At 61.8% G+C, this 19,752-nt stretch carries 18 protein-coding genes and 1 tRNA gene; 9 read left to right on the plus strand and 10 right to left on the minus strand.

Features of this window, described 5'->3' with window-relative positions:
- Positions 1 to 106: 106 nt before the first annotated feature.
- The 3 genes from MK745_RS02660 to MK745_RS02670 are packed head-to-tail and all read right to left on the minus strand — an operon-like array spanning position 107 to position 2,120.
- Positions 107 to 898, minus strand: coding sequence for an iron chelate uptake ABC transporter family permease subunit (locus tag MK745_RS02660; RefSeq protein WP_243611733.1), 792 nt, complete (start codon positions 896 to 898; stop codon positions 107 to 109).
- Positions 891 to 1,646 (minus strand): metal ABC transporter ATP-binding protein, encoded by a 756-nt coding sequence (locus tag MK745_RS02665; RefSeq protein WP_243611734.1) that lies wholly within the window; start codon positions 1,644 to 1,646, stop codon positions 891 to 893. Before MK745_RS02665 ends, MK745_RS02660 begins: the two co-directional genes overlap by 8 nt.
- Positions 1,647 to 1,649: 3 nt before the next feature.
- On the minus strand, positions 1,650 to 2,120 hold the full coding sequence (locus MK745_RS02670) for a transcriptional repressor (protein WP_243611735.1): 471 nt from the start codon (positions 2,118 to 2,120) through the stop codon (positions 1,650 to 1,652).
- A gap of 101 nt (positions 2,121 to 2,221) precedes the next feature.
- On the opposite strand from MK745_RS02670, the gene MK745_RS02675 reads away from it, so the two are divergent.
- A complete protein-coding gene (locus MK745_RS02675; RefSeq protein WP_243611736.1) occupies positions 2,222 to 3,268 on the plus strand; it encodes a zinc ABC transporter substrate-binding protein in 1,047 nt (348 codons plus the stop codon).
- A 212-nt stretch (positions 3,269 to 3,480) separates the two neighbouring features.
- Positions 3,481 to 4,074 carry a hypothetical protein gene (locus tag MK745_RS02680; RefSeq protein WP_243611737.1) on the plus strand — a complete coding sequence of 198 codons (594 nt, stop codon included), beginning with the start codon at positions 3,481 to 3,483 and terminating at the stop codon, positions 4,072 to 4,074.
- 26 nt (positions 4,075 to 4,100) lie between these two features.
- On the opposite strand, the gene MK745_RS02685 is transcribed toward MK745_RS02680, so the two are convergent.
- The 6 genes from MK745_RS02685 to MK745_RS02710 form a co-directional block, all read right to left on the minus strand.
- On the minus strand, positions 4,101 to 4,583 hold the full coding sequence (locus MK745_RS02685; protein ID WP_243611738.1) for a DUF2165 family protein: 483 nt from the start codon (positions 4,581 to 4,583) through the stop codon (positions 4,101 to 4,103).
- A gap of 82 nt (positions 4,584 to 4,665) precedes the next feature.
- Positions 4,666 to 6,324: an ABC transporter substrate-binding protein gene (locus MK745_RS02690; RefSeq protein ID WP_243611739.1), complete on the minus strand. Its 1,659-nt coding sequence runs from the start codon at positions 6,322 to 6,324 to the stop codon at positions 4,666 to 4,668.
- Positions 6,325 to 6,814: 490 nt separating this feature from the next.
- On the minus strand, positions 6,815 to 7,690 hold the full coding sequence (locus tag MK745_RS02695; protein WP_243611740.1) for a TauD/TfdA dioxygenase family protein: 876 nt from the start codon (positions 7,688 to 7,690) through the stop codon (positions 6,815 to 6,817).
- Between the two features lies 1 nt (position 7,691).
- Positions 7,692 to 9,110, minus strand: a complete 1,419-nt coding sequence (locus MK745_RS02700; protein ID WP_243611741.1) for an FAD-binding oxidoreductase — start codon at positions 9,108 to 9,110, stop codon at positions 7,692 to 7,694.
- Positions 9,111 to 9,142: 32 nt separating this feature from the next.
- Positions 9,143 to 10,339: an amidohydrolase family protein gene (locus MK745_RS02705; RefSeq protein ID WP_243611742.1), complete on the minus strand. Its 1,197-nt coding sequence runs from the start codon at positions 10,337 to 10,339 to the stop codon at positions 9,143 to 9,145.
- Positions 10,340 to 10,341: 2 nt separating this feature from the next.
- Positions 10,342 to 11,127, minus strand: a complete 786-nt coding sequence (locus MK745_RS02710; protein ID WP_243611743.1) for a creatininase family protein — start codon at positions 11,125 to 11,127, stop codon at positions 10,342 to 10,344.
- Positions 11,128 to 11,367: 240 nt separating this feature from the next.
- On the opposite strand from MK745_RS02710, the gene MK745_RS02715 reads away from it, so the two are divergent.
- The 5 genes from MK745_RS02715 to MK745_RS02735 all read left to right on the plus strand — a co-directional run bounded on the left by MK745_RS02715 (position 11,368) and on the right by MK745_RS02735 (position 17,480).
- Complete coding sequence (locus tag MK745_RS02715) at positions 11,368 to 12,411, plus strand: glycosyltransferase family 2 protein (protein ID WP_243611744.1); 1,044 nt, start codon at positions 11,368 to 11,370, stop codon at positions 12,409 to 12,411.
- Between the two features lie 44 nt (positions 12,412 to 12,455).
- Positions 12,456 to 14,699 carry a glycosyltransferase family 2 protein gene (locus MK745_RS02720; protein ID WP_243611745.1) on the plus strand — a complete coding sequence of 748 codons (2,244 nt, stop codon included), beginning with the start codon at positions 12,456 to 12,458 and terminating at the stop codon, positions 14,697 to 14,699.
- Positions 14,700 to 14,787: 88 nt separating this feature from the next.
- Positions 14,788 to 15,792 (plus strand): hypothetical protein, encoded by a 1,005-nt coding sequence (locus MK745_RS02725; protein WP_243611746.1) that lies wholly within the window; start codon positions 14,788 to 14,790, stop codon positions 15,790 to 15,792.
- 3 nt (positions 15,793 to 15,795) lie between these two features.
- On the plus strand, positions 15,796 to 16,557 hold the full coding sequence (locus MK745_RS02730; protein WP_243611747.1) for a sulfotransferase family 2 domain-containing protein: 762 nt from the start codon (positions 15,796 to 15,798) through the stop codon (positions 16,555 to 16,557).
- Positions 16,557 to 17,480 carry a phosphoadenosine phosphosulfate reductase gene (locus MK745_RS02735; RefSeq protein ID WP_243611748.1) on the plus strand — a complete coding sequence of 308 codons (924 nt, stop codon included), beginning with the start codon at positions 16,557 to 16,559 and terminating at the stop codon, positions 17,478 to 17,480. Before MK745_RS02730 ends, MK745_RS02735 begins: the two co-directional genes overlap by 1 nt.
- A gap of 6 nt (positions 17,481 to 17,486) precedes the next feature.
- Here the strand turns inward: MK745_RS02735 and MK745_RS02740 are convergent, their stop codons facing one another.
- Entirely contained in the window at positions 17,487 to 18,506 is a 1,020-nt protein-coding gene (locus MK745_RS02740; RefSeq protein WP_243611749.1) for a LacI family DNA-binding transcriptional regulator, read from the minus strand.
- A gap of 123 nt (positions 18,507 to 18,629) precedes the next feature.
- On the opposite strand from MK745_RS02740, the gene MK745_RS02745 reads away from it, so the two are divergent.
- Positions 18,630 to 18,706, plus strand: a tRNA-Arg gene (locus tag MK745_RS02745).
- A gap of 155 nt (positions 18,707 to 18,861) precedes the next feature.
- Positions 18,862 to 19,716, plus strand: coding sequence for a hypothetical protein (locus tag MK745_RS02750; protein ID WP_243611750.1), 855 nt, complete (start codon positions 18,862 to 18,864; stop codon positions 19,714 to 19,716).
- Positions 19,717 to 19,752: the final 36 nt, after the last annotated feature.

Consider the following 19,752-nt stretch of genomic DNA (forward strand, 5'->3'; position numbering starts at 1 on the left):
TATTTGCCACAGAGAAGAAGAGTCTTAACGACAAATCCAACGTCGGTATTCTGTCGGTATCGTGTCTGTATTGCGTCTGTGGGCAGGTCTTAACGCACCGTTCTGGTTAACGCGGGATGAGACGTGCCGAGAGCGTCGAAATCGCGAAGAGGACGGAGGCGGTGCAGACGATGGTCGGCCCCGAGGGCGTGTCCAGAAGGAAGGACATGCGCAGCCCCCCGACAGCGGCCACGGCCCCGATCAGGGCGGCGGAGAGCGCCATATGTTCCGGCGTGCGCGCCAGCGGGCGGGCGGCGGCGGCGGGGATGATGAGAAGGGCGACGATCAGCAGCGCGCCAACGACCTTGATCGCAACGGCGACGACGATGGCGAGGCCGAGGGTCAGGACGAGTTGTTCGCGTTTGGGATCGATGCCAGAGGCATGGGCGAGGTCGGGGTTGAGGGTTGCGGTCAGCAAGGGCGCCCAACGCCATGCGGTCAGGAGCATGACCAGCGCTGCGCCGGTCCAGATCACGGCGAGGTCGGATTTGCTCACCGCGAGGATGTCCCCGAAGAGGTAGGCATCGAGGTCGAGGCGGATGCCTTGCAGGAAAGAGACAGCGACCAGACCGAAGGCGAGCGCGGAATGGGCCAGCACGCCAAGCAGCGTATCCATGGCAAAACCGCGCCCGGAGAGCGTTGTCACCGTGAGCGCCATGGCGAGGGCCACGGCGAGCGCGCCGGCGAAGATCGAGGTCGAGAGCGCGAGAGACAGGGCCACGCCGAGAATCGCGGCATGGGCGGTTGCGTCGCCAAAATAGGCCATGCGGCGCCAGACCACGAAACAGCCAAGGGGCGCGGCGGCGATGGCGACGCCGATCCCGGCGAGCGTGGCGCGGATCAGGAAATCATCAAGCATGGTCGCAGTCCCCGTGTTCGTGGCTATGGGCCGGGTGGCCATGGTGGTGATGGTCATGATCGTGGCGGTACAGCGCCAGCGCGCCTTGGGTGCCAGAGCCGAAGAGGGCGCGGTATTCCGGCGCGTCGGCAACGATTTCGGGGGTGCCGTGGCAGCAGACGTGGCCGTTGAGACAGACCACGCGGTCCGAGGCGCTCATCACGACGTGCAACTCGTGGCTGACCATGAGGACGGCGCTTCCGAGGTCTTGGCGCAGCTGTTCGATCTGGCGGTAGAGCGCGGCGGAGCCGGGTTGGTCGAGGCCGGTTGTGGGTTCGTCGAGGATCAAGAGGTCGGGTTTGTCGAGAATGGCACGGGCGAGGAGGACGCGTTGGAACTGGCCGCCGGAAAGGGCGGTCATCTGACGATCCATGAGGCCATCGGCCCCGGCGTCTTCGAGAGCGGCTTGCAGGGTCGCCTCGGGGTGGCGGCGGGGCAGACAGAGAAAGCGGCGCACGGTCAGCGGCAAGGTATTGTCGATGGCGAGGCGTTGCGGGACGTATCCGATGCGCAGGCCATCGGCGCGTTCAAGGGTGCCGCGCCGGGGTTTGACGGCGCCGATGATCGTCTTGAGCAGGGTCGTCTTGCCCGAGCCGTTGGGGCCGACCACGGTGACGATCTCGCCCTTGTCGATGTGGAAGTCGACATTGGTCAGGGCCGTATGGCCGCCAAGGCGCACGTCGAGGCCAGTCAGAGTTACGAGGCGCATGGATCAGGCGGCCTCGCGGCAGGCGGGGCAGAGACCCTCGATCTCGAGCACAGTGGTTTCGATCAGGAAGCCGGTGCTCTCGGCAGAGCGGCGCAGGTCGGCGAGAGGCATGGAGGATTCCGCCACAGCGCCACAGGCGCGACAGATCATGAACACGGGCGAATGATCCTCGCCGGGATGGGTGCAGGCGAGGTAGGCGTTGAGCTTTTCGATCTTGTGGACGAAGCCGTTGGTCACGAGGAAGTCCAGCGCGCGATAGACCACGGGCGGCTGCGAGCCGATGCCTTCGGATGCGAGGATCGCAAGGATGTCATAGGCCCCCATGGCGCGATGTTCCTCGAGCAGGATTTCGAGGACGCGACGGCGCGTCGGGGTCAGTTGCAGCTTCTCCGCAGCGCAGGTTGTCTCGGCCGAAGCAAGGGCCGAGGCCACGCAGGCGGCGTGGTCATGTTGGGCAAAACCGATATCGTGCAAGGCGGCCTCCTTCGGGTCGGGCCAGAAATTTAGGGTTGATATATTATAACATACCTTCTACGTCGAGGCTAAATAGCTTTGTATCTGTGAAGGAGCGAGACGTGAAGGCTTGGGTTTTGGGCGGCGTGGCCGCAATGGGCGTGACGGCGGGTGCAGCGATGGCGGAGGCGCCGCGCGTGGCGGTTGATATTGCGCCGGTGCATTCCTTGGTCGCGCAGGTGATGCAGGGCGTGGGCGCGCCGGATCTTCTCGTGCCGCAGGGGGTTTCGCCGCATGATTACTCCATGCGTCCGAGCGAGGCGCAGGCCTTGCAGGCGGCGGATGTGGTGTTTTGGGTTGGGCCGATGTTGACCCCCGGCCTTGACGAAACAATCGAGACGCTGGCCGGAGATGCGGTTTCGGTGGAACTTGCCGAGGTCGAAGGGCTTGCGCTTTTGGAGTTCCGCGAGAAGGCCGTTTTCGACGCTCATGAGGGGCATGACCACGAAGAGCATGACGACCATGAGCATGATGACCATGGCCATGCGGAAGAAGGTCATGACGATCATGAGGGTCACGACCACGATGGGCATGACGATCATGATGATCACGCCGCGCATGAGGAGGAGGACGATCACGGCCACCACCATCACGAAGGCGGTATGGATCCGCATGTCTGGCTTGATCCTGAGAACGGGCGCGCGATGCTGAGCGCGATTGCCGAAACGCTGGCCGGAGTGGACCCCGAGAATGCCGAGACCTACCGCGCCAATGCCGAGGCGGCACGTGCGGAGCTGGCGACGCTTATCGCGGATGTGGATGCACAGCTTGCACCGGTGCATGACCATGCCTTTGTCGTGTTCCACGACGCCTATCACTATTTCGAGAACCGGTTTGGCCTGACGGGGGCCGGGGCGCTTCTGCGTGGGGATGCCGAGGCGCCGAGCGCGGCGCGACTGCGTGAGATCGAGCACATCATGGAAGAGCGCGGTGTGGTCTGTGTCTTCTCGGAGCCGCAGTTTAACGCCAAGATCATCCGCACCATCGCAGGCGACGCAAAGGTGGCCGAGCTTGACCCGATCGGCGTTGCACAGGACGTTGGACCGTCGCTCTACACGGACGTGATCGCCACGATGGCAGAGACCTTCGTGGGCTGCCTCAAAGACTAAGGAAGATGAGGTTTTGCGAGACTGATAGGGCTGCCTGCGGGCGGCCCTTTTGTTTTTGATGAGGCATTTCGGTTCTGCTGGAGGCCACGTTTTCTGGACTGGATACCCTTGTTCCGCTAGGGAAATTACTGAACGCTGTTTCGTCCAGCAACGGGCAAAGTCTGAAAAGGGGTTCGTTCAAAGCGATCCATTTGATGGTAGGTGATACGAAAATGAATCCGAAGATGGCAAAGATCGCCCTATTCCTAGTCGTTGTGATCATTTTGGGGCAGATGTTTTTTCCGCTTCTTCAAAAGCGCATGCCTGGAAAGAGCGAGGAAGAAGCAACGGGCGTCGAGACCGCAGAGAGCGTCGTTTTTCGCTTTGTACTCGGGTGTTGGGTTCCGGATGGCGATCTTGCAAGGCGTGCAGATGAAACCTTTGAAATCGACCCCGCCACGCAATCGATTTCCGATGGGATTTTCTCAGCAACCTACCGATTGCCCGGTGGCGCGGGGTCGGTGCAAATCACCCATGATAACAATCTCTCCATGTGTTCCGTGTTCACAGAAATACCTTTTGCCGAATTGGCTACGGCCGCCGAGGCATATTTCATTTCTGACAAGCGTTTGCCGCGCGGCACCTTGTTTGATGTCGAAGATATTGAGGTAGAGACATCTGATGAGCGCTTGAGCTGGACGGCGGACCGGGAGGCTGGGGCGCGGCGCGAAGGGGTCATCGTGCATCGACCGACCACGACCACAGGGAGTCCCGTCACCGCTTTGACATGGGCCTACGCGGATCTGACCCTGCCCGTTTCCGAATAGGGCAGAAGGGCGTCAAGCTGATGGCCTCAAAGACTAAGGAAGATGAGGTTTGCCATGCCCCAGAGCGTCAACTGAAAGTGGGTGTTCTGGGCGCCTTCGTGGCAGAACCAATATGAGAAGTGGTTGCCGACCACGGTAAACATGGCCCAGATCGTCGTGAACATGAGAGCGCCGAGCATCGCGACGGGATGGGCCATGTCGAGCGCGACGAGGTCAAAGAGCGCGGCGGCAAGAAGCCCGACACCGATCCACAGCGTGATGGTTGTCACCAATTCTGCGAAAACCACGAGGTAGAAGGCGGCGCGTTGGGGCGCGCGGTGCTTGATGCTGCGGTGGGAGACGCGGGCGTATTCCTCGGGATAGTCGGCGGCCATGCGTTCCATCGTGAAGACCTGCGCGGTGTAGGTCTCGTTGACGGTTGGATGCAGGATATTGTCGCGCACACCAAGCGTCAGCCATGCCGCGGGCAGGGCGAGGGAAACGGTCTGGGCGAGAAGCGTCATGTCCATGTCGGGCCTCCGGGAAAAGCCAGTTCACCAAGAAAAAGGGCCGCCCGAGAGCGGCCCTTTCCAATTACTGTGTGCGACCGGATCAGGTCCAGTGCATTTCCGCCGGGCGGAATTCGAAGGAGATGTGGTGTGCAGCCCCCTCGAGACCCGCTTTGGTGTGGTTGTAGAGCGACCGCCAGTAGGGCTGGATGGTGACAGCATCGTCCTGGAGGATTTTCTCACCTTGCTCCATCAGCGCGCGGCGTTTCTCGAGATCCGCGGTGGCCAGCGCCTGCTCGAGGATGGCGTCGAACTCGGGGTTCGAGTAGCCGAACTCGTTCCAGGCTTCGCCGGTGCGGTAGGCCAGCGCCCAGATCTGCACGCCGAGCGGACGGTGGTTCCAGTTGGTCGACGAGAACGGATACTTGGTCCAGTCGTTCCAGAAGGTCGAACCGGGCAGGATCGTGCGCTTGACGTTGAAGCCGGCGTCCCGCAGCTGGGCTGCGACGGCGTCGGTCGTGTTCTTGCGCCATGCGTCGTCGATCGAGTGGATTTCCATCTCGAAGTCCGCCATGCCCGCTTCTTTGAGGAGCGCGAGCGCGCCTGCCGGGTCGTGCTTGGGCATGCCGATGTCGGCATATTCCGGGTGTGCCGGGCCAACGTGGTGGTTCGCAGCGGCAATACCGCGACCGTCATAGCCCAGTTCGAGCAGGACGTTGTTGTCGACCGCCATGTTGATCGCCTGACGCACGCGCTTGTCGGCGTAGGGCTTCTTGCCGTCCACCTCTGCGAGCTGGTTCGGGCGGATGACGATGGTCGCCATGGTCACCACTTCGTTCTCGACGAAATCGAGCGACGAGATGATGTCGATGAATTCGCCGTCAACCGAGTAGGTCGCGTCGATTTCTTCGGATTCAGCCGCGGCAACCCATGCGGCCGGGTCGGTGCCGTAGTCGACATATTCGATCCGGTCGAGCCATGCGCCGTTGCCTTCGTTCCACCAGGTGTGGTCCTCGTTGCGCACGAGCACGCCCTTCACGCCGACTTCGAGCGATTCCGGCAGGTAGGGGCCGGTGCCGATCGGGTTGGTCAGCATGTCAGCCGCGTTGTGCGATGCGTGCACGATGGCCGCCGGGTAGTCGGCCATGCCCGGAATGAGCGAGATGTCCGATTTCGGCAGGTTCAGCTGCACAGTGTGGCTATCAACGACGACGATCGAACCGTCGATGGCCTTGCCGGTGTTCTCGTCGATGAGGGTCGCGAAGCGGCCAGCCATCGAGTTGCCTTCGACTTCCTTGTCGCACCAGCCAGCGATGTTGCGCGCAACGTCTTCGGCGGTGAAGTCGTCACCGTTGTTCCATTTCACGCCTTTGCGGACGTTCAGGGTATAGGTTTTGGCGTCTTCCGAGATGTCCCAGCTTTCAAGCAGCGAGGGTTGGAACGTACCGTCGTTCTCATAGGTGATGAGATACTCGAGCCAGCCGCGCGAGAAGTTGGCGATCTGCGACCAGTCATAGGTGCGCGGATCTTTGAGGGCACGCACTTCCATCTGGATGCGGACGGTGCCGCCTTGCTTGGCCATGGTTTCGGCCTTGGCCGGGGTGGCCATGCCGAGCATGGAATACGCGGTTGCGGCGGTGGCACCAAAGGCGCTTGCCAGGGCCAGGAATTCGCGGCGGTTTACAGGGTCGTCACCGACCTTGGACGCCTGATCGACGATGCTTTGGGGGAGGGGCTCTCCATTGCGTTTGAAAAAAGTCATCTTCTTCCTCTCTGCTATTGATTGGTTATTGATTGTTGCTTGGGTCACGGCACGGCAGGGCATGACAGGGACGAAACAGCGAACTCACAAACGCAAACGCGCGGCGGGGAGTCGGGGCCGTTGCTTCCCTGATCAATTCCAGTGTCCTCCCGCCATGCGATGATGGCAAATCCCGGTATCGGGCGTGTCGTTTTCTTACCCCGGTGGCGGGGGGGTAAACCCGATGCAGTAGCGCAAGCTTCCACGTCCGGGCCTTTCGATGCAACCGGAAACCACTTGTTTCCGTTGACGATCCCCGGATTCCCGGAGTGAAAGGCACCTGTCGGCGGACCTTGGCTCAGAGGATTGTAGGTCGAGAGGGTGTTGTTGCAACTTGTTCATTTGCGACACGGAGAGGGAAAGATTCGACACGGGCGATTTATCTGCCTCGCCCGCGCCTGATTCGGACGCCCCTATGGGACGCCTTTTTGCGTCGGTGCCACGCAGGCCGTCACAGGCGTATCTCTGACAAGCCGTCGTCGTCGGAGAGCGAGACACAGAGACTCGTCAGTTTGCGCGGCTCGTCATAGGGCCAGGGTGTCCCGCGATGCAGCACTGCGCGCTGGTCCCAGATCAGCACATCGTTCTCGTGCCAGTCGTGGCTATAGACATATCGGTCTTGCGTGCAGAAGGTCATCAGGTCGTCGAGCAACGCCGCGCCCTCGGCCTCATCATAGCCGTCCACGGCATAGGCGTGCGAGGCGATATAGAGCGATTCCTTGCCGTTGACCGGGTTGGTCAGAACCGCCTTCCAATGCTGAGCGGGCCATTTGTGGAACATGGGCAGCTTGGCGAGGTCTTCGGAGATCTTGGCGCGCGAGACCGCATAGTGATGCGAGATGCCACGGCCGCGGATCTTCTCGCGCAGGGCTTCGGGCATTTCGGCCCACGCCGCGCGGGTGCTTGCCAGTTCGGTGGCACCACCGGAAGAGGGCGCGATACGCGAGATCAGGATATTGGTCAGGGCAGGGACCGGCAGGAAGGTGCTATCGGAGTGCCAAAGCATGTTGGTCTTGAGGTTGAGGGTATGGAGGTCCATCTCGCCCGAGACCGAGCCATCGGCCTGAACGTTCGACACTTCGGGCACCTCGAAGGCCTCACCTTTTTTGCGCTCGTCGGCCTTGCGGTCCTCAATGGTGCCGAAGAGCGTCGCGAGGGCCATGTGCTGTTCGTTGCTCAAGTCCTGGCCGCGCAGGAGAAGGGCGGAATGCTCTTCAAAGAGCGCCCGCAACTCCGGGAACAGATGATCCGCCGTCACGTCGGCGAGTTGCAGGTTGTGGACCTCGACGCCGAATTGCGGGGTCAGGGGGGTGGTTTCAAGTGTCATGTTACGCGTCCTCGGGTGGTGTGAAGGTTTCGATGTCTTCGGGCGAGAGATGCTTGACGCTCTCCCAAGCTCTGGATTTGGCGGAGTTCAGGAGGCCCTTTGGGTCCATCCGTTTCTTCCATGCGAGATGCCGGTAGTCGGCGTTCTTGAGTCCGCCCTTCTCGACCATGCAGGTATGGGCATCGAAGACGGGAAAGCCGTTGGCCTCGTAGGTGGCTTCGATCTCGTGCAGGCGCTCTTCTGTCGTGAACCAGACGATAGGCAGGTCGAAGGTCACGATCTGGCCGCCAAGAAGGGCGAATTCGTGGTGTTGCCAGACATCGTCGCCAAGCTTGGGCCGCAGGGCGTCGATGGCGTCGGGGTCGGGCGGTGTCGGGCAGCCGACCTGTAGATAGGTGGCCGAACGGTCGGCCTTGAGCACCTGAAGCGTGGTGTGGTTGTAGGCGAACTCGAACACATGTGGCAGGCCAGCGGCTTTGAGCTCGTCCTCGGACATGGCGAGATCGACGTGACCGCCCTGCGCCGACATGAGCGCGCGGTAGGCGTCGAGGTCTTCGGCAGGCACGAGCGCGGTCAGGAGGTGTTTCTCGGGGCGCAGATACTCGGCAAGACGGGGAAAATAGGCGCAGATGCGGGCATCGACGGTGGAGGCGAGTATTGGCGCGATACCGTCCGCAGTCGCGAGGGCGTATCCGGCGGCGTAGGCGTCGCGGTAGGTCTCAAACGTCGCCATGCAGCCGATCCAGTTGCGATGTGGTACGGTGCGCAGCGTCACCTCTGTGATGACGCCATTCATGCCCCATGCGTGATGAATCTGGTTGATCGCGTCGCCTTCGAAGAGCCGTTCTTCGGGGGTGTCGGTCACTGTCATGGCCTTGAGCGAAATGACGTTGCCCGGATCGCGCAGCATCCCGTGGGCAAGCGAACCGATACCGGAGGAACCGCCACCGATGAAACCGCCGATCGTGGCGATGTCCTGTGTCGAGGGGAAGATGGCGAGTTCCCAACCTTCGGCGTGGAGTGCGGTGTTGATGTCTTCGATGATGGCCCCGGCCTCGACCCGGACAAAGCCCTCGCCGATCTCGAGGATGCGGTTCATGGCGGTGGTCTCAATGATCAACCCGCCTTCGAGCGGCACGGCCTGACCGTAGTTGCCGGTGCCGCCACCCCGCAGCGTCACGGGGGCGTCATGGGCATAGGCGGTGCGCAGGCAATGGGCGAGGTCGTCGGTATTGGCGGGGCGGGCCACGAGGTCGCCGAAGCTGCGCCGCAGTTGGGCGTTGAGGATCGGCGAATACCAGAAGAAATCCCGGCTGCGTTTCTTGACGAGAACGGGTTCCGTGATGGTCTCGACGGGGGCGAGTTCGGCGGCGAACGCGTCCCAGTCGAGGGTCGTCTTACCGGAGATGGATTGGGTCATGTCGAGGTCTCCATGCGGGTCTATATCAGTCTCTAATAAAGGGATATTGGCGAAAGCGGCGCACCAGAGATAAGGCCGGTGAGGTCGCGTGCATCGGCGATCTGAAGCGTGTCGAGGGGCGCGCCGTTCAGGAGGCCGGGATCGGCCCCGAGCGCGCGGGCGGCATCGGTTGTGATCATGCGGAGCCAGCGGTCGAGCGGCGGGTCGAGATGCGCCGTCAGGATCGCCAGTTCGAGCGAGCGGATGGGATCGTGACGTCCGATGGGACAGAAGGCGTCGCGCACGTTGTCGGCCCCTGTCACGAGGCGCACCCCGGCGGTGGAAAGCTCGCGGGCCAGCGTCACACCACGGGCGATAGGCGTGCCGTCGCGGCGACCCTGAAGGTAGAGGTTCGTCGTCGGCAGGAGGCAGACGAAGATGCCCGCGCGGGCGAGCTTGTCGGCGATGCGGGCGACTTCGGTGGGTGCTCGGGTGGCGAGGCTACAGGCATGGCCGCAGAGGATCGGGCCGTCAAACCCGGTTGCGAGCGCCATGTCTGCGATGGCCTCAAGACCGTTCAAGGCCGGGTCCAGCCCTTCATCGACATGAAAGTCGAGCGGCAACCCGTGGCGCGCGGCGAGGTCGAAGACATGGCGCAGCCCGGTCTCGATCCCGTCATGGCCATAGACGAAACAGCCGAGCGCGTGGCCCTCGGGGATGGCGCGGGCGACGGTTTGGGCGAAGGCGGGATCGACCATCTGAGGGATGCTCGTCAGGGCGGAGAGGTGCAGGGCGGGGCCAGAGGGGTCGCTCGCAAGCTCGAGGAAGAGGGACCAGGCGCGGGGCGGCTCTGGCGTGTCGCCCCAGTCGACATGGCTTCGCACAAGGCGCGTTCCGGCGGCGGCATACTCGGAAAGGCCACGCAGGGCGCGGGTGCGCAGGTCGGCATCGGTCCAGTTCGCCTTGTCCGCGCGCTGGGCCTCGATCGCGGCGCGCAGGTCACCGCCAGTGTGGCCCATGCGGGCGATGGTGTGGCATTTGTCGAGGTGACAATGCGGCTCGGTGAACTTTGGCAAGAGGATCGCGCCGCCTGCATCGGTTGCAGGGGCGGGGATCATGCCCGTCACGCGCCCGTTCTCGACGGTCACGTCACCGCGCAGGAACACGGCGTCCTCGGCCCCGTCGAAGCGGGCGAGATCGCCGATCAGGGCCTTGGGCAGGCGCAGGTCTTGGAGGGTCTGGCGGGTCATGGTCAGTGTGCCGGATCGAAACGCGAGAACTCTTCGAGGAAGGCGGCGAAGTTCTTTGCCGCGCTCTCGATCATGGCCGCGCCCTTGTCGGCGCTGGCCACGGAGGCATCGCCGCAAGCCCCCGAGGGGGACAGATCGTCGATGACCCATCCGGGGCGGGCGGCGTGGCCGGTCAGACCGGTCCAGCGGTTGTTGGCCTGCCAATCGTGGGTCTTGGGCGGGAAATCGTCGGCCTTGTCCATGTCGACGAGATTCGGCGCGGCGGCGAGCATGGCGGAGGTCTCGATATCGCCGGCGTGGAGGTCATGGGCGGCGGCCTCGGGCGCGATATGCGGCGAGGTCTCGGCAAAGGCGAACCATGAGGCATGGGCCGTGACAAGGCGATGCGCGATGCGCAGCTCGCGGCAGGCGATCTCGAGTACGGCGGTATTGCCGCCATGACCGTTGAGCATCACGAGGCGGCGGATACCGGCGCGGGCGACCGATGCGCCGATGTCTTCGATGACGGAAAGCAGCGTGCGCGCGGAAAGGGCGAGGCTCCCGGCGTGCTCGGCGTGTTCGTTGCTTTTGGTGATGGTGAGGGTTGGCAGGATGAGCGCGTTGGTCGCCGCGCTCCAGTGCGGCAGGCTCGCCGAGAGCACGGCGTCGGTCAGGGTCGTATCGACGGACAGCGGCAGGTGCGGCCCGTGTTGTTCGGTCGCGCCGAAGGGTAGGATGGCGACGGTATCGTCGGGCAGGGTCTCGAAATCGGGGGCCTTGAGGGCAGCCCAATAGGCATGGATCGGCATGGCGCTCTCCCAATCTGGGAACGGACATGCGGCATCGGCACGCACAGCCCGTTCCGGTGAAACGGTTGCGTGGCCCTCAGTGTGATCTGTGCCAGAGATAGGTCAAAGGTAGGCGAGGCGTGCGGATTCGGCAAGTGTGCCCTTGGAGACTCACCTTGTGACGAGGCGTCGATTGGCGCTGCATCCGTGGGGATCGGCGTGGTAACAAGGGGCGAAGCAGCACCTGTTCGAGGCCCGCATTTGAGAGTTCTGTCCGTCACATCCATGCGCAACGAGGGGCCGTATCTCCTTGAATGGCTGGCCCATCACAGGGCGGCGGGCGTCACGGATTTCCTCGTCTTTTCAAACGATTGCGAAGATGGCACGGCGGAGATGCTTGACCTGCTCGATGCGGCGGGGGTTCTTAGCCATGTGCCGCAGGAGCGGCAGGGCAAGAAATCGGTTCAGTGGCAGGCGCTTCGTGCAGCATGGAAACACCCGCTTCGCAAGGCGGCGGATTGGGTGCTCGTGTCGGATGTGGATGAGTTTCTCAACATTCGGGGCGGGGATCATACGCTGGACGGGCTGATCGACGGGCTTGCGCCTGAGGTCGATGGGGTGGTGATTCCGTGGCGGCTCTACGGCAATAACAGCGTGGTGGAGGTCTTGGACGCGCCCGTCACAGAACAGTTCACCCGCGCGATTGAACCGGGGGTGCGCTATCCGGCGGCGGCGGGGTTTTTCAAGACCCTGTTTCGCACCAAGGGGCCGTTTAACCAGCTTGGCGTGCATCGCCCGCAGCAGAAGGCGCCGGAGCGGGCGGGTTTGCCCGTTTTCGTCGATGGCAGCGGGATGCGTTTGCCGGACTCGCTTGCGGCGACCCCTTCGCGGCTTTCGCTTTTTGGGTTCGATGCAGGGCAGAGCCTTGTCGAGATGAATCATTATTCGATCCGCTCGGCGGCGGGGTTTCTTGTCAAACGCGCGCGGGGGCTGCCGAACCGGAGCCACAAGCCCGTGGACCTTGCCTATTGGGTGGAGCGGAATTTCAACACGGTGGAGGATCGTTCGATCGCGGCGATGCGGCCTGCTACAGAGGCGGCGCTGGCAGAGTTGCGGGAAATCGACGGGATCGCAGCGGCGCATGAGCGGGCGGTTGCGTGGCATCAGGCGCGGTTTGCCGAATTGGTGCGACAGCCAGAGGAGCAGGCGCTTCTTGTCGATATACTCACGGCGGGGTCGTCGCAAACCTTGCCGCGGGAATTGCAGCTACGCCTTGTTCAGTGGTATCAAGACGCCAATAATTAATAGGATTTCGAGGGCGCCCGCAGGGGTGCAGCAGGTTTGGAGCGATGGCAGGGCCGGAACTCATTCAGCGCGTGATTGCGCATCAGGATATTGGTCGCGGCGTTTTGCTCGACGCGGTGCGGATCGCGAATGGCGAGATACGCGCATTTTTCGCGGTCGGGACCAAGGCCGAGGAAATCACGGCCGGAGACGTCACGGAGATCACAGGTATTCGCAGCGTCGGGGACGGGATGATCGTCACGGCCAAGGCCGAGGGCGCGCCGGTGCTTGCCGTCGATGGCGCGGCGGCGGAGGTGCGCCTCGGCGAGATGGAGCAGGAGCTCTTTGACGGGCTTGATGTGATCTTTGCCACGCGCAATGGCGAGAGCGCGCAGGTGACGCTCGACTGGCTCGCCTTTCATGTCGAGAAGCAGGGGCTTCAGGCGGCGCTGATCCTTGATCGGAGCCAGCCGGGACAGGGCAAGCAATATATCAAGGGGCTGAAGAAGGGTCTGAAGAAGATCAAGGGCCTTGAGCGGGTGGTGCATGTCGTGATGGACGTGCCGCTTGGCGATCCGGGCCTGCCGGAAGAGGCGCATCCGTTCAACGCGCCGGGCGCGCCTGGCAAGGATCGGATGGAGGTGCCGCCGCCGTCGCCGTGGGATTCACCACAGCGGGAACTCCAGCTTTTTGAATGGGCACGGCACCGGTTTCTCGACCGGGCAAGCGGCGTCGCGCTTGTCGATCTGTGCGACCTGATTTTGCCGAATCCGGGCGAGTTAGAGACTGTTTTCGAGACTGCAAGGCAGTCCAAGACCGGAGCCATCGTGCTCGGCGGACGGAATTGTTATCCGTGGCGCGTGCGCAAAGGTGAGGACGCGGGGTTTGGCGATCATATCTGTGTGCAGTTTGACGCAAAGAAATTGCGCCGCCGCTGGTGTGTTGCGCCCGAGAAAGCGGGAGAGAACACGGTCTGGCGGCTTGTGCGGATCGTCGGAACCAATCCCGAGCCGCAGGAATGGCGACCCTTCTACCGTTTCATGGCATTGCGGCATCCTGCGGATACGGTTTCAAAGATCGTGCCGAAGACCTCGCTTGTCGAAGATGATAGGCTTCTTGCACTGGCCGAAGATCGTTTCGAGCACAAGCCGGTGCGCATGCCAGAGATCAAGAAGCCGAAGGTTGATGAAGAGCGCAATCGCACCTGCATCATCACCTGTATGAAGAACGAGGGGCCGTTCATCCTTGAGTGGGTCGCGTATCATCGGGCCATCGGGGTGCAGGATTTCATTGTCTACACGAACGACTGTACCGATGGGACAGATGATTTCCTCGACCTGTTGCAGGCGAAGGGCATTCTTCAGCACCGGGATAACCCATTCAAAGGCACTGGCCTCAAACCGCAGCACGCTGCGCTTCAGGCGGGCGAGAAGGAAGAGATCATCAAGGCCGCCGATTGGGTCATCTCGATGGATGTGGACGAGTTCATCAATGTGAAGGTGGGCAAGGGGACGCTCAAAGACCTCTACGCGGCGACGGGGGAGGCGAACATGATCTCCTGCACCTGGCGGCTTTTCGGGAACTCGGACATCCATGACTACGTGGATGAACCTCTCATCGCGCAATATACGCGTTGCGCCCACGAGATGACGCGCAAGCCGCATCAGGCATGGGGGTTCAAGACCCTGTTCCGCAATATCGGGTTGTTCAAGAAGCTTGGAGTGCATCGGCCCAAGGGTCTTAATCCGCAACTCTGGGACGAGATCAACTGGGTCAACGGGTCGGGGCAGGCGCTTCCGCGGGACATGTATCGCAATGCGTGGCGCTCGACGACGGATACGATCGGCTATGACATGGTGCAGCTCAATCACTATGCGGTGCGGTCGGCCGAGAGCTTTCTCGTGAAGCGCGACAGGGGGCGGGTCAACCACGTGGATCGGGATCAGGGTCTCGCCTATTGGTTCCGCATGAACAATAACGCGACCGAGGACCGGTCGATCCAGCGCATGATCCCGGCACTTGAGGAAGAGATGGCGCGGCTTCTGAAAGACCCGGAGATCGCAGAGGCGCATGCCTATTGCGTGGATCAACACCGGGCCAAGATCGACGCGCTCAAGGCGACGGAAAACTATGCGAAGTTCTTTGCCGACCTAACGAGTGAGCGGATGGAGACACTTGCGCGAATTCACCATGTTTTCGGCGCCAATGTGTTCCTAGCCGGGCCGGATGTGATCCCGGATGAGGTTGTGCAGCGCGATCCTCCGGAGGGGTTTTTCTTTACCGTCGATAAACAGGAAACAGCGCATTAATGCGGGGGCGGTCGCGGCTGAATTGCAAAGACAATGGGTGCATTTGTGGTAAACTGTGGAAAATACACGAACAAAGAGCAGTGTAACGATGGCTAAACTTCCCGAAATTGCGAGTCTGTGGATCGGCGGTCAACTGACGTGGCTTGAACAGCTTTGTCTCAAGTCCTTTGCGGACGCGGGGCATCACACGACGCTCTATAGCTATGAGCCGATCCCGAATATCCCTGAGGGGGTTCATGCGGGGGACGCGGAAGAGATTTTCCCGTCTGATCCAATGTATCGCCATGCCCGCACCGGAAGCCCTGCGATCCACGCGGACCTATGGCGGCTCAACCTGTTGAAGAAGACCGACAAGATCTGGGTCGATGCGGATATGTATTGCTATCGCCCGTTCAATTTCACCCGCAAGACGGTGTTCGGATGGGAGAAGGAGGGCCTTGTCTGTAACGCGGTGCTTGGCCTGCCGAAGACGTCGAAGTCGCTCGATATGATGCTCGCGTTTTTTGAGGACGAGTATGCCATCGGGCCGTGGCTCAAGCCGTGGCAGCAGAAGGAATTGCAGGCCGAGAAAGACGCGGGCCGTCCGGTGCACATGACCGAGCAGAACTGGGGCTTTACCGGGCCGGCGGCGGTAACGTATTTCCTCCAGCAAAGCGGCGAGATCAAATATGCCGAGCCGGTCGAGGCGTTCTATCCGATCTCCTTCAAGCACCGGAATCACATGATCATGAGCAAGTTCAATATCGAAGAACAGCTCAACGAGACGACCAAGGGGGTGCATTTCTGGGCCCGGCGGATGAAGCCGCGGCTTGAGGAAAAGGAAAACAATCGACCGCGGCGCGGATCGTTCATGGACGGGCTTATTGCGAAGCATGGGATCGATGTGGACGCGGCCCTCATCCCGCCGAAGATCAACAAACCCAAAGCGCCTGTTGAAGATCCGGAGTTTATGGCCAAGCTCGCGATTGAGGCGCTCAAGGGCGAGGCCTCGGTCGAGAAGCTTTCGCGCGACCATCTTGTCGAGCCGCGTTTCATCAAGGAGTGCCGTCGACAGCTTGTCGAGGCGGCACCGGGGATTTTCAAGGCGGGGTAAGGCATGGCGGATCGTGAGGGAATCCTCTCCAACTATATCCACGACCGGCATTTCCTCCAGACGGTGAACATGCCGCGCATGGGCAAGCCGTTCATCTATATGAAGAACCACAAGGCGGCCTGCACCACGGTTCTGGCGACGCTGATGGCGCATCTCCTCGATCTTCAGGGGGAGGGCACGGACGGCATCGACATGGAGACGGTTCACACACCGCCCAAGACCCTCCTGCGAACGGGCACGCGTGGCCTTACGGTGCGCCGCGCGATGCGCGCGCTCGACAACCCGGACGTGTTCCGGTTTACCATCGTGCGGGAGCCGGTGGCGCGGACGGTCTCGGCCTATGCCGACAAGATCTACAAGGCAGAGAAGCCCAAACGCATGTTGATGCGCTATCTTGGGCGGCCCGTGGATGGCGAGATGAGCCTGTCCGAGTTCCTCGACATTCTTGCCCAAGACGAGGGCGCGCGCGAGGTTGACCGTCATTGGTGGTCCCAGCGCAAAGAGACGAGTTATGACTATATCGATTTCGATTTCATCGGTGATACGCGGGATCTCAAGGCGGCGCTCGATCACGCCATGCGGCAGATCTTTGATGTGGAGGCGTCGAAATTTCAGGACACGCGCAAAACGCTTGGCCACAAGAGCCATAGCCGCGAGTTGATGGAAAGCCTGACGACGCAGGACCGGGCCAATATTGAAACGGTCTTTGGGCCGGATCTCGAAATGTATGAAGAGGTGCGCAAGGCCCTCGAGGAGGTGGCGTGATGGCAGAGGTGATGGACGCCGAGGTTGAGGTCACGCAGGATGACTGGCGCGAAAACCTTCATGCGATCGGCAAAAAGGAAGGCTTTTGCGAAGAGCTTGGGGCGCAGCATACGGCGCTCTTCGTGGAGCGCGGCAAGACGCTCATCATCACGTTTGAGAACCTCGACCACGTTTACGACCGGGCGGCGGACCGAATGCCTTGGGGCTATGGGTTCGTGGAGTCGCGCGGTTGGTCGATGCTTGGCATGATGGCGCATGACTGGACGTGGTATCGCGACGAGGCGGTCTGGGATTTCTTCGACAGGCTGCGCGATGAGGGGTTCTTTGAGAAGTTCGACAAAGTGGTGTTCTACGGCGCCTCGATGGGGGCCTACGCGGCGAGTGTTTTTTCGGCGGCGGCACCGGGCGCGACTGTCATCCTGATCTCGCCTCAGGCGACGCTCGACCGCGAGGTTGCGCCGTGGGAAACGCGCTATCGCAAGGCCTGGCGGCGTGATTTCCACACGCGTTATGGCTATGGGCCAGAGATGGTTGCGGCGGCGGGGGATGTGCATCTTTTCTACGATCCGCGCAACACGATGGATTCCATGCATGCGGCGCTTTTCCGAAGCGGGAACGTGACGAAATACCGGTGCCGGTTCATGGGGCATCGGATCGCGTCTCTGTGGATTCAGCTTGGTCTTCTGAAGCCGATCGTGGAGGCCTGCGTGGACGGGTCGCTCACGCCCGGAAAATTCTATCACTGGATGCGCGCGCGGCGGGAGAACAAGCGCTATCAGAAGGAATTCATGCAGACACTCGAACGGGAAGATCGGCCGAAGCTCCTCATTCGCTATTGCGAGGCGGTGCTTGCCCGGCGTGGCGCACCGCATTTCCGCAACGCCATGCGCGCGGCGCAAAAGCGCCTCAAGGGGAAGAAATAGCGGGCCCTAGCGGCGTTTGAGCGTATCGCCGAATGAGATTTTCGGGGTCAACTCGGTGATCATGTCGGCGTCTTCGCCCTTGACGCGGGCGGCGATGATTTCGGCCGCCTTGGCGCCGATCTCGCGACGGCAGGCGTCCATGGTGGCGAGCTGTCGCGGGAGGCCTTGCAGAAGCTCAACACCGTTGAACCCGGCGAGGCCGATGTCGCCGGGAATGTCATAGCCCTTCTCGAGCAGGTAGAGCAGGCCGCCTGCACCAATCATGTCATTGGAATAATATAGGAAATCGAGCTCTGGATTGCGGGCCAGAACCGTCTCGGTCATCTCGCGCCCCTTGGCGAGCGCCGAGCCGCCGGAATAAAATTCCTTCTCGGCAATCTCAACGCCTTTCTTGGCCAGCGCGGTGGTGAAGCCTTCGAAGCGTTTGCGGGCGCGGTGATCGAGGGGCATTTTCGTGCCAAGGAACCCGATATTGCGATACCCTGCCTTGAGGATCGCCTCGGCCATCTCACGGCCTGCGCGGCGATGCGAGATACCGACCATGGAGTCGACCGCCTTGCCATCCACATCCATGATCTCGACCACGGGAATGCCCGATGCGTTCAGCATGGCGCGCGCGGCCTCGGTATGTTCAAGCCCGGCAAGAATGACGCCAGAGGGGCGCCAGGAAAGCATCTCGTAGAGAACCTTTTCCTCCTTCTCGGGGAGGTAATCCGTCACGCCGACCACTGGCTGAAGGTCGGTTTCCTCAAGCACCTGGCTTATGCCACCGAGGACTTCGGGAAAGACCATGTTGGAAAGCGAGGGGATAATGACACCGACAAGATTGACCCGCTGGCTTGCCAATGCCCCGGCGATCTTGTTGGGCACATAGCCCAGATCCTTGGCGGCGCGCAGCACACGCTCGCGCGTGGCGTTGGAGACATCACCCCGATTGCGCAGCACCCGGCTCACGGTCATTTCGGAAACCCCCGACGCTTCGGAAACATCGCGCAGGGTCAGAGAGCGTTTGGAGTCATTGGTCACGGGGGAATTCCTGTCTTCGGTGGGAAAATGTTACCGCGAACACCCCGCCTTGTTCAAGCGCCCTGATCGAGGGCAGTTCACGGATGACAGCACCGGGAAGCCGGGGTAGAACCGGACCCACGCGGCCCCGTGGCTCAACTGGATAGAGCAGCCCCCTCCTAAGGGGCAGGTTGCAGGTTCGAATCCTGCCGGGGTCGCCAAAACTGCCTGAAAAATATGGCTTATTTGTAAGGCGTTGCGCAGAAGCGTGTAGAAACGCCCGTTTTGTTTTCCGCCGAATTCTCCGAAAACGACCGAAATCTCGTACAAAACCTGTACAAAATTCGCACGTCCGTGCGGCTTTTGGGGTGTTCTCATGAGCTGGCGGGTGGCGAATGCGTGTGCGGAGCGGAAGTTCGGGAGTGCGACGCGCAAGCAGATCATCATGTTTCTGGCAGACAAGGCTTCTGACGATGGGTCTGGGATCTGGTGTTCGAAGGGGACCATCCAGCGGCACACCGAGCTCGGTGAGACAACCGTCAAACGCACGATCCGAGATTTCCTGAAGGAAGGCATCCTGGAGGAGACCGGTGCGCGGGGCTGCAAGAACGGGTTCACGGTTGTTTACCGCATCAATCTCGCCCGGATCGAGGCGCTGGAACTGACCGCTGAACCCGAGATGGAGACGGGGGCCACAGTGGACCCCGTCCAGACTGGACCCGGAACGGGGGCCACAGTGGCCGGGGTACCGGGGCCACCACGGCCCCCAAACCATCCTAAAACCATCCATAAACCTCCTACGCGCGAGCGCGTGGCGGCGGAGGATGAAGAAGCTGAGAAGGTGTTGGCCCGCTACCCGCCCGACCGCATGCGCGGGAAGGCTGAATGTCTCGGGCGGATCAGGGACATCTTGGACGCCGGGACAGAGGTCGAGGTCCTGTTGCAGGCCGTGAAGGCATACGCCACGGAAAGCGCGGGCTTCACCCGGTCAAAGGTCTGTTTCTCTGACAACTGGTTCAAGTCGGGGCGGTGGCGGGCCTACGTCGACGGCATTGCCCAGGGCCGGGAAGAGGCGAAGGTAAAGGAGGCCGAGGTGCTGGCAGGCTTGGCGAACTGGGTCACAGACAAGCATCCGCTTTGCCGCCACATCACGCCCGGCCAGATCGACGCACTCTTGGCCGCAGAGCTGGTGACAAAGGCGCAAATGCAGGCGGCAGGCCTCAGATTATGAGCATCACCGACCCCACCGAAGCGCAAACAGCAAGGC

The sequence above is a fragment of the Shimia aestuarii genome (genome assembly GCF_022814865.1).
GTDB lineage: Bacteria > Pseudomonadota > Alphaproteobacteria > Rhodobacterales > Rhodobacteraceae > Shimia > Shimia aestuarii_A.